The organism is Paenibacillus sp. FA6 (assembly GCF_051550225.1).
Classification (GTDB): domain Bacteria; phylum Bacillota; class Bacilli; order Paenibacillales; family Paenibacillaceae; genus Paenibacillus_AQ.
The window spans coordinates 1,285,720-1,300,672 of record NZ_CP188820.1 but is presented as its reverse complement, the minus strand read 5'-3'; the positions used below and the strand labels follow the sequence as shown (position 1 = coordinate 1,300,672).

General features: G+C 41.2%; 13 protein-coding genes. All 13 read right to left on the bottom strand.

What is annotated here, in order from left to right:
- Positions 1 to 133 precede the first annotated feature (133 nt).
- The 13 genes from ACP8HI_RS06040 to pduL all read right to left on the bottom strand — a co-directional run bounded on the left by ACP8HI_RS06040 (position 134) and on the right by pduL (position 14,796).
- Positions 134 to 1,141 carry an acrylyl-CoA reductase family protein gene (locus ACP8HI_RS06040; RefSeq protein WP_438350221.1) on the bottom strand — a complete coding sequence of 336 codons (1,008 nt, stop codon included), beginning with the start codon at positions 1,139 to 1,141 and terminating at the stop codon, positions 134 to 136.
- 163 nt (positions 1,142 to 1,304) lie between these two features.
- Positions 1,305 to 3,611, bottom strand: coding sequence for a thiamine pyrophosphate-dependent enzyme (locus ACP8HI_RS06035; RefSeq protein ID WP_438350220.1), 2,307 nt, complete (start codon positions 3,609 to 3,611; stop codon positions 1,305 to 1,307).
- Between the two features lie 27 nt (positions 3,612 to 3,638).
- Positions 3,639 to 4,640, bottom strand: a complete 1,002-nt coding sequence (locus ACP8HI_RS06030) for a 2-oxoacid:acceptor oxidoreductase family protein (RefSeq protein WP_438350219.1) — start codon at positions 4,638 to 4,640, stop codon at positions 3,639 to 3,641.
- Between the two features lie 340 nt (positions 4,641 to 4,980).
- Complete coding sequence (locus ACP8HI_RS06025; RefSeq protein WP_438350218.1) at positions 4,981 to 5,280, bottom strand: hypothetical protein; 300 nt, start codon at positions 5,278 to 5,280, stop codon at positions 4,981 to 4,983.
- Positions 5,281 to 5,943: 663 nt separating this feature from the next.
- Positions 5,944 to 7,398, bottom strand: coding sequence for a nicotinate phosphoribosyltransferase (locus ACP8HI_RS06020; RefSeq protein ID WP_438350217.1), 1,455 nt, complete (start codon positions 7,396 to 7,398; stop codon positions 5,944 to 5,946).
- 57 nt (positions 7,399 to 7,455) lie between these two features.
- Entirely contained in the window at positions 7,456 to 8,001 is a 546-nt protein-coding gene (locus tag ACP8HI_RS06015) for a cysteine hydrolase family protein (protein WP_438351722.1), read from the bottom strand.
- A 32-nt stretch (positions 8,002 to 8,033) separates the two neighbouring features.
- Positions 8,034 to 8,819, bottom strand: coding sequence for an NUDIX domain-containing protein (locus tag ACP8HI_RS06010; RefSeq protein ID WP_438350216.1), 786 nt, complete (start codon positions 8,817 to 8,819; stop codon positions 8,034 to 8,036).
- Between the two features lie 84 nt (positions 8,820 to 8,903).
- Complete coding sequence (locus ACP8HI_RS06005; protein ID WP_438350215.1) at positions 8,904 to 9,308, bottom strand: PaaI family thioesterase; 405 nt, start codon at positions 9,306 to 9,308, stop codon at positions 8,904 to 8,906.
- 157 nt (positions 9,309 to 9,465) lie between these two features.
- Positions 9,466 to 9,879, bottom strand: coding sequence for a RicAFT regulatory complex protein RicA family protein (locus ACP8HI_RS06000; RefSeq protein WP_438351721.1), 414 nt, complete (start codon positions 9,877 to 9,879; stop codon positions 9,466 to 9,468).
- Between the two features lie 52 nt (positions 9,880 to 9,931).
- Positions 9,932 to 11,521 (bottom strand): tRNA (N6-isopentenyl adenosine(37)-C2)-methylthiotransferase MiaB, encoded by a 1,590-nt coding sequence (gene miaB, locus ACP8HI_RS05995; RefSeq protein WP_438350214.1) that lies wholly within the window; start codon positions 11,519 to 11,521, stop codon positions 9,932 to 9,934.
- Between the two features lie 182 nt (positions 11,522 to 11,703).
- Positions 11,704 to 13,470, bottom strand: coding sequence for a SulP family inorganic anion transporter (locus ACP8HI_RS05990; protein WP_438350213.1), 1,767 nt, complete (start codon positions 13,468 to 13,470; stop codon positions 11,704 to 11,706).
- Positions 13,471 to 13,634: 164 nt separating this feature from the next.
- Complete coding sequence (locus ACP8HI_RS05985; RefSeq protein WP_438350212.1) at positions 13,635 to 13,961, bottom strand: ArsR/SmtB family transcription factor; 327 nt, start codon at positions 13,959 to 13,961, stop codon at positions 13,635 to 13,637.
- Between the two features lie 262 nt (positions 13,962 to 14,223).
- Positions 14,224 to 14,796: a phosphate propanoyltransferase gene (pduL, locus tag ACP8HI_RS05980; protein WP_438350211.1), complete on the bottom strand. Its 573-nt coding sequence runs from the start codon at positions 14,794 to 14,796 to the stop codon at positions 14,224 to 14,226.
- Positions 14,797 to 14,953 lie beyond the last annotated feature (157 nt).

The following is a 14,953-nucleotide window of genomic DNA, read 5'->3' as shown; positions in this document are numbered from 1 at the left end:
TATCAAGTGAGAATACCTGTTCACATGTAACGATTATTCAACGGCAAAAACAGAGTGTAGAAACTATTATCAGTCCCCACACTCTATTTTTATGATTCCTATTCCCCAAAGCTAACCTACTTCAATAAATATCCTAATCTAGCTTCACCACGGTACGTCCGACTGCTCCACCTTGCAATATGTTCTCTAGTACATCAGGTAATTCATGTAATGAAATCTCCGTTATTCCACCCTCAAGCACCTTAACGGGCTTCCACGCTGCGCCTAATTTAGTCCAAATCGCCTGTCTATGTTCCATAGGACAATAGACAGAATCGATACCGAGCAATTGTATTCCACGAAGTATAAATGGGTAGACTGTACTCTCGAAAGATCCCCCGCCAGTTAATCCTGAAAGTGCAACCCCTCCACCGTATTGGACTGTCTTCAGAAGCCCTGCTAAATGAGATCCTCCAACAGGATCAACTACACCTGCCCATCGTTCTTTCGCAAGAACTCCTTTGGGAGGAGCTATAATTTCTTCGCGGCTAACGACTAAGGTCGCACCTAATTGTTGTAACCACTCACTCTGAGTATCAACTTTCCCTGTACTCGCCACAACTTCGAATCCAAGCTGAGCTAATATATTCACAGCAACACTACCCACACCACCCGTTGCTCCTGTAACTAGCACAGGCCCACGCTCTGGTGTAAGACCATTAAGAATAAGCCGTTCCACAGATAATGCCGCCGTAAACCCAGCTGTACCAATCCCCATGGCCTCTTTGGAATTCAATCCCTGCGGTAACGAGACGAGCCAATCACCACTTACCCTTGCCAAGCGACTATACCCACCGAAGTGTACTTCGCCAAGTCCAAATCCTGTACACAGAACAACATCACCTGACTGAAAGCGAGGGTGATTTGATTCAACAACTGTTCCTGCTAGATCAATTCCTGGAATAAAAGGATACGATTTGACTATCCTCCCCTCCGATGAATTGGCTAAACCATCCTTATAGTTAACACTGGAATACTCTACCTCAACGGTTACGTCACCTTCTGGTAGTTGGTCTATATTCAATGTCTCTACACCACTACGAAACCCTTGATCATCTTTACGAATCATAAATGCTTGAAAACTGTTCATATAAGTCACCATTTCCTTTCTTAACCATCTAAAACATTAATCATATTTCCTAGTCTCTTCATTCTCTGCCGAAATATAAGAAATAGAGTATCAAGTGAAACGTATACTTTCTTATATTTCAAAAAAGGACCTCCTCCCTGCTAAGGAAAGACGCCTTCTTCATTTCTAAATGAGCTTATAAATAAGGATTCTCATGCTTAGCCTTCAATACATTCCAACGCCGATTGACCTCATTTTGAAAACTCTCATACGTGGCTTCATTTTCCGGCTTAAGCAAATGACGTGTTTTCCCCATCCACTTCAGCCATTCGCGAAGTTCAACTTTCTTATTCTTATCTTCTGGATTATATGTGATGTTTGTACATCCATGCTCTACTTCATACAATGGGAAGAAACAAGTATCTACAGCTTCGTTCACAATGATAGCACCCTCATTGTCATTAGATAACCAATTCAAAGGACATGCAATCAGTATTTTACCATATACTAATCCTTCGTTCTGCGCATAATATTGGGCTTTCGCCGCTTTCTTCACCAAATCTTGAGGGAATGCCTCGGAACCGGTGAATACGTACGGAATATTCGTTGCTGCCATGATTTGAGCTGTATCTTTATGTTGCGTTGTTTTCCCTTGTTGCTCCGTTCCTAGATTGGATGTCGAGGTTCGGTTTCCAAGAGGCGTTGAATAGGATTGTTGCGCCCCGGTATTCATATAACCTTCATTATCATACTCGATAATGATCATCTTATGATTCCTCATTGCTGCGCCAATAGCAGGTCCCATACCAATATCCATACCACCATCACCCGTTACCATAACAAACGTGAAGTCCTCTTGCAAACCTAGATGATCCAATTCACCACGCCGCTTGCGTTCCCAGAACATTTCCACAACACCTGATAATGTGGCAGCCCCATTCTGGAATAGATTGTGGATATACGTTGCTTTATGTGCAGAATAGGGGAAGCCCGTAGTCGTAACCATCGCACAACCTGTATGATACAGTGCAACAATATCTCCTTCAATTCCCTTGAAGAACGTCTCAAGCCCTGAGAATATCCCACACCCTGGACAAGCACCATGACCTGGAGCTAATCGTTTCGGCTTCTTCGTAAGCGCGCGTAGCGGTGGAATACGTACACTTAATTTCCCTGTCACTTCGTCCTTCTTCACCGTAATTAGACCTGTCTTCAAGTCTTCGAACCTCATCGGCTTCAGAACACGTTTAGGGGCTTTAGATGCTTCTCCAACGGTATGTCCATAGTAGTCAAAAGGTACTTCTACCATACCCTTCGCAACCGCTTCAATAGCTAGTTCAAATAAATGATGCCCATCTTCTGCATAGAATTCTTTACCGCCCAAACCATATATCCTACTGATGACTTGCGTTGTCGTGTTACCATCTGTGAACAGAGCCGCTTTAATCTCAAGCACCATATTACCGCCATGTGCTCCATATGAATCTGCACGGTCACCCACCGTAATGGCCTTAACATGTTGCAAAGCCTCAGCAATTTGCTTCTGAGGAAACGGTCGGATCATATTGGGAGCGATGGAACCCGCCTTGATCCCTTGACTACGAAGTTGATCAACCACATCTTTTATAATTTCAGAGGCCGAATTCATAAGGAATACCGCTACTTCTGCATCCTCCATACGGTACATATCTAGCATTTCGTAATTTCGACCTGTTAATTCCTTGTATTCACTAGCAATAGCCTCAAATACATCTCCAGCATTGTACATCGCTTGGGACTGCTGATATTTGTTATTAATATAATCTGGTTCATTCATATAAGGTCCGACCGTAATGGGATTATCTCGATCTAACGTGTTAGGGAAGCCTTCAGGCGGCTTTTCCCCTACGAACTTATGAACGTCCTGCTGATGTGCCAACACTTGAACACGACGCTTCTGATGTGATGTGAAGTATCCATCAGAAGCAATCAGCACTGGCAGACGTACATCTTTGTGTTCAGCTAGTTTGAGGGCAATTAGGTTCATATCATAGACAGACTGGGGATCACGACACATCAAGATAGGCCAGCCTGTATTCAAAGCGAAATATAGATCCGAATGATCACCATGGATATTCAATGGACCTGAGACCGATCTACACACCAAATTCATAACCATAGGGAATCGTGTGCCAGACTGCACAGGCATCTGTTCTAACATAAACATATAGCCATTTGCACTTGTTGCGTTAAATACACGACCACCTGCCGTTGAGGCTCCGAAACATATACCTGCGGAGCTATGCTCACCATCCGATGGGATCAACTTGATATCATGTTGCCCATTAGCTTTCATCAAGTCTAAATACTGTGCCACCTCGGTTGAGGGGGAGATCGGAAAATAACCCATCACATGATAATTAATTTGATGTGCAGCATAAGCAGCCATTTCATTCCCAGATTCATAGACATATATTTGTTCAACCTTGGAAGTGTCTACTTCTTTTTCATCAATAACAGCCATTAGAGCTTCCCACCTTTCACCAATAATCTATACTAAGTCAAAAATATGTTTAACCGTCTGAGCATCTGCTGCACCGTCTTCTTCAAGAACACTTGAGAGAGCATCTGTCGGACAAGCCTCAATACATTTCAAACAACCTTTGCAATACTGATAATCGATCCCATTCAGGAACATTTGTGGTCTTCCTTTTTTATCAAGTTGCTCTTCCCATACAAAGCATAAATCCGGGCATACGGTGTCACACTGAGCACAATGAATACAATCTTCCACTACGAAATGAGGCATCATTCCAGCACGGGAAATACTAAGATTTTTCAAAAAGCTATTGCCCGGATTGGTAATAAGTCCTCCGATCGGTTGTGTCTCATATCCAAGCACAGAGATATCTGAACGTACGAATTCCGGCATCGACTTCCCTTCTTCTAAAGGAAATTCCTGAATGATTACTTCATTAAATCCACGCTCGAACGTATTTAAGGCTGATGCCACACTCTGAGGATATTTCGTCCCAAGGGATTTGCGAATGACTTCTTTCATCGTATCGGGATCAAGAAAAGGACATAGACGAAACATTGCTCCAAGCATCGCCATATTGACACGATTCTTCTCCGATAGTGCAATGCCTGTGGCGTCGATAACAGCAACCGTGCCTCCAAGCATATTCATAGCATTCTTTAATTGCTCAGGTGTTTTCTGAGAATTAACAAGGACGGTACTATCTGCATAAATTCCACTAATCACATTGACCGTTTTAGCCAGAGCTTCATGAAATATACTCAAGACATGTGGTCGTTCAACGGGTGACGTATCACGGATAGGTGTATTCAGATCACAAAAACGGATATGTGCTTTAACATGTGATCCCTTCTTCTCAGAACCATAGGACGAGAAACTCACCCCATTCAGACCAGCACCTTCAACACCAGCTTCAGCCAGCATTTTACCAGCCAAATTTGCCCCAAGGCCCCCAATGGACTCCAATCTTATTTCAAAGAAACCCAATTCATTTACTTTTGGCAGATGTACCACCGACATCACCCCTTTTACGGATATTTTCTCTAATGTGATATTTCCTCTATTGTTATCCTTTCATTTTAACGAGATATTACAAATTTTAGATATGAAAAAAATCATATCCAATTGAATATGTTGTATGCGGTTTCATTCCACAACATGTCGAACAGCGATACATTTTGCCAACTCCTGCGCTTTCCCGAGAAATAATTGAGGTCATCCGCATGATTTCAATGGCTTCTTCACAATAAAAAAGACGCCTTTCGGCGTCCTTGGTCGGGGAGTTTATGTAGTGGGTGGGAAGCGACTGGCTATGGGCTACATCCGCTGTTAAAGTCATGTTCCTTGATTATTATCAAAGGATGGAACACGACTTTAAAGGCGGAACGTGAACTTTTCGCTCCATATCCATTCCCTTCTCTTGTTCTATTACGAGTGCTCTGTTATTTCCATATTTGTGGCTATCCGATCTTCGATTAGGTATATATACCATAAACGACAAAACATCCCCTCCATTAGCACGATTAGCATCGCCAACAGTCATCTTCACCTCCATAATCAGTCCTAGCACCAGCATGACTAACATTCCACCTTCTCCTTGTCCAACAGTTGTACCGAGTACACTTAAATCCCCTCCGTATCCTGATGTGCTCATATTAGCTGCATAGAGTGCATCTAGTTACTGGAAAACCCCTAATTTTCACTATTATCCGTATTTTAACTGTATGTTTTGTATCTGTTTCTCTTCAGCCTAGCTTTCCTCCTAAATAAGTGTAACTTCTGCAGTTACTTCACTCACTTCTGCCTCACATTATGGGTCAAGCCCCCTTCGTGAGTCTAACCTTGCCTCTTTATCTACTTTAAGATGGGTTACATCCGGAATATATCATCATAAATTACAATTTATTAAACTTCCTACTATGTAAACCTAAAAATCCTACTAAAACTCTATACATCCTTATATGTAAAAAAAGCATGTCAGAGATCCTGTAGAATCTCTAACATGCTATCGGTTAGTCTTATAGTACGAGTTCAAAAATTCAGCTTTTCAGCACTAAAAACGTATGCTTATGATGCTATGTTTTTCAAAACGCTTCAGAAGTTTGGATGAAGCTAGGGACTGAGGAGCAGAGCTACACGCTTTCGTAGAAAGCGACTTCGGAAGCCTATGCTTGCAGTACCTACGTGAGCACCTGAAATGTTTCCGAAGGAAACATACCTCGAAAGCATATGCTAGGACCGGCTGAATTCAATATTCGATGTCGAATAAGCTTCTCGCGAACCTTCGTGATCAAAAGATGACTTTTTGAACTTCCTCTTATATATCCTCTTCTTGCATATGTTCAGCCATAATGGCTTTTTTTAACTCCCATACGGTCTCACTAATGTTCGTACGATATATTTCCGGGTTCATTTTCCGCAAATATTCCGGCCAGAAGAGATTTAACTGTTCCTTATGGTGGATGCGAATCATATCAAGCGTCGGTAATTCATATACCTGAATACCATCCACAAATACGGGCTCTAGCATAGGAATGGCCTCATAGTTCCGTATCTTCTTTTGTAGATAAGAATGCTGTGGATTGAACAACTTGATTGGTCCGCCATCACGCGGTTGTTCCTCTTCTGGGAAACAAATATAATCTGCTAGAGCCTTACCGCTTGTGCGGTCAATAATACGATATACGTCTTTCTTGCCAGGTGTAGATACCTTCTCAGGGTTAGCTGAGATTTTGAGAGTTGGTTTCATTACGCCATTCACATTACGCTCGACGAGTTTGTATACACCACCTAATGCCGGTTGATCCGCCGCAGTAATCAGTTGTGTTCCAACACCCCAAATATCAATCCGTGCTCCCTGTGCTTTCAGATTGAGAATCGTATTCTCATCTAGATCGTTCGAAGCAACAATCTTGACTTCAGGCAAGCCGGCTTCATCTAACATTTTGCGTGCTTGAATCGAGAGATACGCTAAATCACCACTATCTAGACGAATGGCAGACAATTTTTTTCCAATGGATGCTAAATACTTACCCGTCTGAATCGCATGCGGAACTCCACTTTTTAGCGTATCGTAAGTATCTACTAGTAAGGTTACTAAATCCGGCATGACCTTGGCATAGGCGTCAAAAGACTCTTGTTCACTTTCAAAGCTCTGCACCCATGAATGTGCATGAGTACCTTTGGTAGGAATTCCAAACTTTTTGCCTGCCAGCATATTGGATGTTGCATCAAAACCTCCAACATACGCAGCTCGAGCACCCCAGACCGCAGCATCCGCCTCCTGTGCACGACGTGTACCGAATTCAAGTAAAGTATCCTGACCCGCAATCTGTTTAATTCGTGATGCTTTGGTTGCGATGAGTGTCTGAAAGTTCATGAAATTAAGGAGAGCCGTTTCTACTAATTGCGCCTCCATCATTCTACCTTCAACACGAATCAGCGGTTCATCAGGAAATACTAATGTCCCTTCTTTCATAGAATGAATCGTTCCTTGGAAACGGAACTTACGCAATTCATCCAGAAAAGCAGGATCGTAATTCTCTTCTTGCTCTGCAAGATATTCTATATCCTCTTCCGTAAATCGAAGATGGTTAACATATTGAACAATTCGTTCTAAACCTGCAAATACAGCATATCCATTTCCAAATGGAAGCTTTCGGAAATAGGCTTCAAATACGGCTCTATTCTCATGTGTACCCAAGTGCCAATGCGCATACATCATATTAATCTGATATTTATCGGTATGCAGCGCAAGATCTTCCGTATGCATGATGTATTCCCCCTTGTTGTCCTGCAGCTCGTCAACTTCAATGTCAGAAGAAAACCTCTATTTCGAACTTCTAATCACTTGAGCTCCCAGACTACCTTTAAAATGCTCTAGTGCCCATTCATGCCCGTGCGGATTAAAGCTGGCTACAGCATCCTCAAACACGGTAATTCCATATCCCTTGTTGTATGCATCTACAGCGGTATGAAGAATACAAATATCCGTACATACACCTACCAGATGGACTTCCGTAATTCCACGTTCTTTAAGTGCTATGTCGAGATTCGTTCCACAAAAAGCACTGTATCTACTCTTATCCACCCAATAGATAGATTGTTGGTTTCTGTTATAGACATCCGCCAAATCACCGTACAATTCACGTCCGTGCGTACCACGAATATTATGTGGAGGGAATAAAGCCGTCTCCGGATGATAAGAATCATTCTCCTCATGAAGATCAACAGCCATCACGACGAAGTCATCCTGATCTACATACTTTTGGGTGAGGGCGACAATAGTCTCTTGAATATCAATGGCAGGCTGCCCCACCGGAAGATTACCTTCTACGAAATCATAGGTATAATCAATGACGATTAATGCTTTCATCATTCTCACTCCCCATTCATTGCATATTGGAACTACGTGTAGATCGATAATAAAGGAACATCATCCATAAACATGTACAATTGTGCGGAACGCTGTGAATATTGATTAGAACTAAGTTTCTTGCCCGTCTCATCTTTCACTTCTTCCAAGAGACCCTGTCTGCTTCGTGTTGAAGTGATTTTCCGAATGAAATTGGGTTCCTTGAACTCTGGCACAACCGTCTGAATCACTTGATATAGTTCACTCAGGGTGAAGTGCTTCGGCAGAAACTGCCTAGCAATCGTCGTCTGCAACATCTTCTGCTGAATTCTTATATACGCATCTCTAATAATCTCGCGATGATCGAATGCTAACTCCAACTGTTCGAGCGCTTCTTGAATCCCGAACATCCCCACTTCTTCCGCATCGTCCGCTGCTTGTTTCTGCTCCAGCATCCATTCTTCTACGAGTGCAAAAAAGGCATTGCTGATAATCCAACCACGCGGATCTCTACCAGGCTTGCTATAGACACCTAAATACTCTAGATGGCCTCCGTCCACACCGGTCTCTTCCTTCAACTCTCGCTTTGCCGCATCATAGATGGATTCACTTTCTCTGCAAAATCCCCCAGGTAGCGCCCATTTACCCGCAAATGGCCAAGACTTACGACGAATTAACATCACCTTGAGTTCGCGAATAGGTAAAGTCTTCGTAACCGTCTTACGTTCCCGCTTCGTTAGTGTAAACATGACAATATCAGCAGGCACTCCATCTGGCGTGCGGTATTTCTTAGCATTGTACGTTTCTTGTTTATTATTATCATTATTATCTTCATTCATCGTCATCACCACATAATATTCTATTTGATATTATCATTATGATTCATTAATATTATTTGTCAAGTGTTATGACTTGTTTCCACTTTATTTCTTAATGCCAACGACTCTGAAGCTAGCTGTCGATACACATCCTAATGTTCCTTCACTATCATGAACACGCGCTTCAGTCGTTAAGCTACGTCCTGCTTCATGAATAACTACGGCAGTTACTGTTAGAAGTCCCTGCTTCATCGGAGCTACAAAATGTATATTCATATTTGTCGTCACACAAGCATCTACATTTTTGGCAGCTGTTGCAACCATACCCATGGCCTGATCCATCAATGAGCTGAGCACTCCTCCATGGACAATACCAAGAGAATTCGTATGGTGTTCCTTAGCATCCAATGCAATCTTCACTTCCTTATTATCTCCAGAAACAAATTCACAACCAAGAAATCCCCAAAAGGTATCTTTCCCCTTGGCAATCATGCTGTCTAATCCCTCCATGATAATCCTCCTATATTATGTCTTTCTATCTATTTAATCAGATAAAGAAGAAACGGAATTTCCATCCTATACTCAGGTGGTATCCGTTTCGCACGTCTTATACTTTCTTATCATTTAGCAAAAAGGCGCGGATAATCATCCGCAGCCCTGTCCACTCTTAACCACAATTTGTTGGAGGAGAATCTGTCCCCACTTCGACATTCACCTTTTCGGATACCGTATCTCGTATAACAGAAATCACCAGCTGTAGTAAATAGTTTATATCACTTTGACTCTGCTGGAATTCCACAACAACGGGTATACCGTCGATCTCATCTTGGAGAACTTCAATTTCAGCTTCAATCTTTGCAACCATCTCTTTATTTCTAAAAGATTCAAAGGCAACAATTTCTTTTTGCTTCTTCTTGATTACAGTGATCAGATCTTGTACACGTTCATGGTTATTAATTTTCATTTCTGCTTGTTGGAAGTGCTGAACTTCTTCACTATTAGATATCAAGTTCGCTAATTCTTTCGCCTTAACCATAACCTCTTCTTGGATAACCAAATCTCGCGTATCATAGGTCATCATTCCATACTCATTAAGCTTACCTTGTTCTTCTGCCACATGGACCACTCCTTATCTATAAATTCACAGCTACAGACTCTGTTACAATCTCGCCTTTAATATACCATGTCTTTACTTCGCTGATTTCCACATTCACTAGCGTCCCAATCAGGTCTTTACCACCTTCAAAATGTACTAGCCTATTAGTCCGTGTTCTTCCTGCTAGAACCGCCTCATTATTCTTACTTTCACCTTCAACGAGCACTTCCACGGTCTTCCCTTGTAGCTTCTCGTTGCTCATAAGACTGTTATCGACAATAGCCTGATTAAGACGTTGTAAGCGTTCCTTCTTGACTTCCATAGGAATATTATCCTCCATTATAGCTGCAGGTGTCCCTTCCCGGGGAGAATAAATAAAGGTGTAGGCTGAATCGAAGCCAATATCATTGACTAACGTCATTGTTTCCTCAAATTGCTCATCGGTCTCTCCTGGGAAGCCAACAATAATATCCGTCGTTAATCCTACATTTGGAATCGCCTTTTTTATCTTGTGTGCTAACTCGATATATCGATCACGGGAATATTTACGACTCATTTTCTTCAGAATTTCCGTGCTTCCAGATTGAACAGGTAGATGAATATGCTCTACCAGATTACCACCCTTAGCAAGCACGTCCACCAACTCATCATCGAAGTCTCTTGGGTGAGAAGTTGTGAACCGAACACGTGGAATATCAATCAAACGCATATCATCCATTAGATTAGCGAAGCTGTAAGTAATATCCGTGAAATCTTTACCATAGGCATTCACATTCTGTCCAAGCAATGTCACTTCTTTGAATCCTTGACGTGCTAGGTCTCTTACCTCTGCGATAACATCTTCCGGTCGGCGACTACGCTCTTTACCACGGGTGAATGGAACGATGCAATAGGTACAGAACTTATCACAACCGTACATAATGTTTACCCATGCTTTCATACCTTCCCGCTTCTTCGGTAGGTTCTCAATAATGTCGCCTTCCTTAGACCATACATCGACAACTAACTCTTTACTGAATAGTGCTTCCTTAATCAAATGCGGCAATCTATGAATATTGTGTGTTCCGAAGATCAAATCGACGAAACCATGCTTTTGCAAAATACGATTGACCACATTCTCTTCTTGGGCCATGCAACCACAGACACCAAGTAAGAGATCTGGTTTCTCTGTCTTCAGATGCATGAGATGACCGAGTTCACCGAATACTTTATCCTCAGCGTTCTCCCGAATAGCACATGTATTAAGTAGAATAATATCTGCGACCTTCCGATCCTCTGTACTACTATAACCCATCTGTTCTAAGAGTCCTTTAATGGTCTCTGTATCGTGTTCATTCATTTGGCAGCCAAATGTATAGACAATATAATGTTTGCCTTCTCCTATGCCTCTCAGCTCGTCTGGAACGGCATTACCATACAACACCTGAACATCTTCTTTACCACGTTGTTTCTCTTGTCTATGGTTCGGCTCTGACAATATATTGATTTCTCGACCTCTAATTCGAATTCTCTTTCCAAACTCATCTTCTGATAACACTTTCGCATCAGAGAAATCGAAGTATTTGGAGTAATCTTTCGAACCCTTGCCGGATTTTAAGTCCGGTGAGTTTTGGTTATCCTTAGTCAATTATTTCACGTCCTTTATATTTACAATAAAAATCATTTTATTTACTATGCAATTTTAAATTATATCATAACAATCCTCTAAAGCGTAAATCAAAAAACTCCTTCTATGAAAAAAGGAGGAAAATTAGCAATAAATTATTTCTCATAATCGATGTCTTTTAACTACACACTTGGAACGTCCATTTATTTAATCAATTGCGACTCGAGAATCTCTAAGTCAACAGCTTCCTTCAGAGATGGATTAGAGCGCAATTGGCATTCCCGGAATGCATAATGTTGACAGCCTAAACAATGAGATTTATTTAATTTGGTCAATGAATAGGTGATGGCCTCTCCTGTATTTCCAAAGAAATTCTCAGGTCCGATAAACTGATCTAAGTGTGTATTTCGAATGACTTGTTGAGGTTGGTTTTGAATTTCTGAGACTACAACCGTCCCCCCCTGTTTAATAAAACGCTTCGTTACATTTGCAAAGTTTGCCTCACCTGTTGAATCCAAATAAGGGACATTATTCATTTTTAAAATAAGGACTTTAGGTTCGTGATCAATTTCATCCATAATAGACTTTTCAAATTGATTCGCCACCCCGAAGAATAACGCCCCCTCAACCGTATAAATACTAATATAAGGGCAATCATGCTCATCATTCACGATATGTGCTGCTACCTGATCGTTCTTTGCAGAATGGTCAGGCAACACTTTGGAAACAATGAGTAACTCACTCATATGTTTAATAAAGACAATGGCTGACAAGAGTAATCCCACTTCCACGGCCATAGTAAGGTCTGTGAATACGGTCAGAATAAATGTTGTAAGAAGCACCAGCGCTTCCCCCGACTTTGTTTTGAGTATATGCACAAACTCTTTACGCTCACTCATATTCCACGCAACAACCATTAGAATCGGAGCCATACTAGCTAACGGAATTCTAGAAGCATAAGGTGCAAAAAGAACTAGCACCAACAAAACAACAATCCCATGAATGACCCCAGATATAGGGGAAACAGCACCGTTCTTGATATTCGTTGCCGTTCTAGCGATTGCACCTGTTGCAGGAATCCCTCCGAATAAAGGTGTGATCATATTAGCAATCCCTTGCCCCATGAGCTCTCTATTACTATTATGTCTACTTCCACCCATTCCATCTGCCACCACAGCAGATAGTAGGGATTCAATGCCACCCAACATGGCAATAATGAATGCCGGTTTAATTAAACTCTGAATATTATCGATCGTGAAGGTAGGAAAGTGTACGCTAGGTAAGCTACTCGAGATAGCCCCATACGTACTACCAATCGTTGCCACCTTATCCGGGAACAATGTTGCTGCAACAGCCGTTGAAACTAACAAGCCCACCAACGAACCTGGTAATTTAGATAATAATTTAGGAGTTACAATGATCGTAATGAGACAAATCGCTGCGACTAGAATACTGTACATATTCGTTGTTCCAATATGCTTGGCTATTTCCTTCATATTTGAAAAGAAATATTCGTGCTTCTCAAGATTCTCCAATCCAAAGAAATTGGCTAATTGACCTCCAAAGATCGTCACCGCAATCCCGGTAGTAAAACCAATCGTAACGGGGCGTGGGATGAACTTAATGACAGCTCCAAGCTTAAATAATCCCATCAAGAATAGTAATACCCCAGCCATAAATCCAGCAATTAATAAATTCTCATACCCATATTGCATAACGATTGCAAAGATGATAGGAATAAATGCTCCCGTCGGACCGCCAATTTGAAATTTTGATCCTCCTAATAAAGAGACTAATATACCAGCAATGATCGTCGTATATAACCCGTATTCAGGTTTAACACCTGCTGCAATTGCAAACGCCATCCCTAATGGAATAGCGACGATTCCTACAATAAGACCTGAAATAATGTCCTTCTGAAATGACTTTCTATTATAGCCTACATATCTGCCACTAAATGAGAACTTCATAGTTAACCCCACAATCAATATATTTGATTATTTGAATATATATAAAATCATATATCTGATACAGAGTAGTGTCAATTTCGCATTTCGTAGATAAACACTCCATTGGAACAAAAAGAAGAGCAAATCGATTAATTACACTCGATTTGCTCTTCTTTTGAAGAAATTCACTGATTTTTTATGTTTTCTAAAATTGAAATCGTATTCACAAGATGATTATCAAAAATTTGTTTCGCCACGATTAGCAGTTCCTTAATCTTTGGATCGGTTAAAGAGTAGATCACTGAGGTTCCATCCTTTTTTCCATATACAACGTTCTTACTTCTGAGAACAGATAATTGTTGTGAAACAGCCGATCCTTCACTACCTAATATCGTCTGTAACTCATTAACATTCTTATCGCCCTCTACCAAGGTTTCAAGTATCCTTATTCGCAGTGGGTGTGCTAATGCCTTGAAAAAGTCAGATTTGAAATGTTGTATTTCTTGATACATAACTTTCTCTCCTAAATGTTCAATAATTTGAATATATAGATATATTAGCATACTTGTTAGGCATTGATCAAAATTCGAACAAGCAGAAACGGTTATACCGTCCTTTTTCAAGGACGGTATAACCGTTTCTGCCGAAATATAAGGAATAGAGTATCAAGTAAAACTTATACTTTCTTATATTTAGAAAAAGGCAGGAGAATCAATCTCCTACCTTCCATTATTTCAGGTCTCACGAAAAGCGTGGTTATTGTTTATGTCAAGTTTAGTCAATAATTTCAGCTGTATCTCCATTATTGGCACCTGCAGCGTTAGCTTCGTCTGTATCAATATGCATGTCCAAAGCGAAAGAATCAGAAACACGAGCTACCACATTCTCAAGAACCAATCCACGTTCTCCACCTAAACGTACCTTTAGCATTTGCTTATCTTGAATTCCCCAAGCCTGTGCATCGGAAGTGTGAAAATGGATATGACGTGCAGCAACAATTACACCTTCTTCAAGTGTTACTTCTCCAGCAGGACCTTTGAGTGTTACTCCTGGTGTACCATCAATATTGCCAGACTCACGAACAGGTGCTTTTACACCGATTGCGAAAGAGTCCGTACGAGAAATTTCCAATTGTGAGGCTGGACGTGCTGGTCCCAGAATTCTCACTTTATCAAATTGACCCTTAGATCCAATGACAGCTACCGTTTCATTTGCTGCAAATTGCCCTGGTTGCGACAACGGCTTGAACTCGGTTAATTGGTATCCTTGTCCAAATAATACTTCAACATGTTCTTGTGTAAGGTGAATATGTCTTGCAGACACACCTACAGGTACTGATTTACTCATAAAAAATCCACTCCTTATTTTTTCTCTCTCATTTCTATACACCAACATCAACGTCCATTATACAACCTTTGTGTTCAAAATAAAAAGGTGCCCGTCTAAATTGTGATACTACATTCGACATTATTCCAGTTTTCGAAACAAGTTCGCCATAATGTTC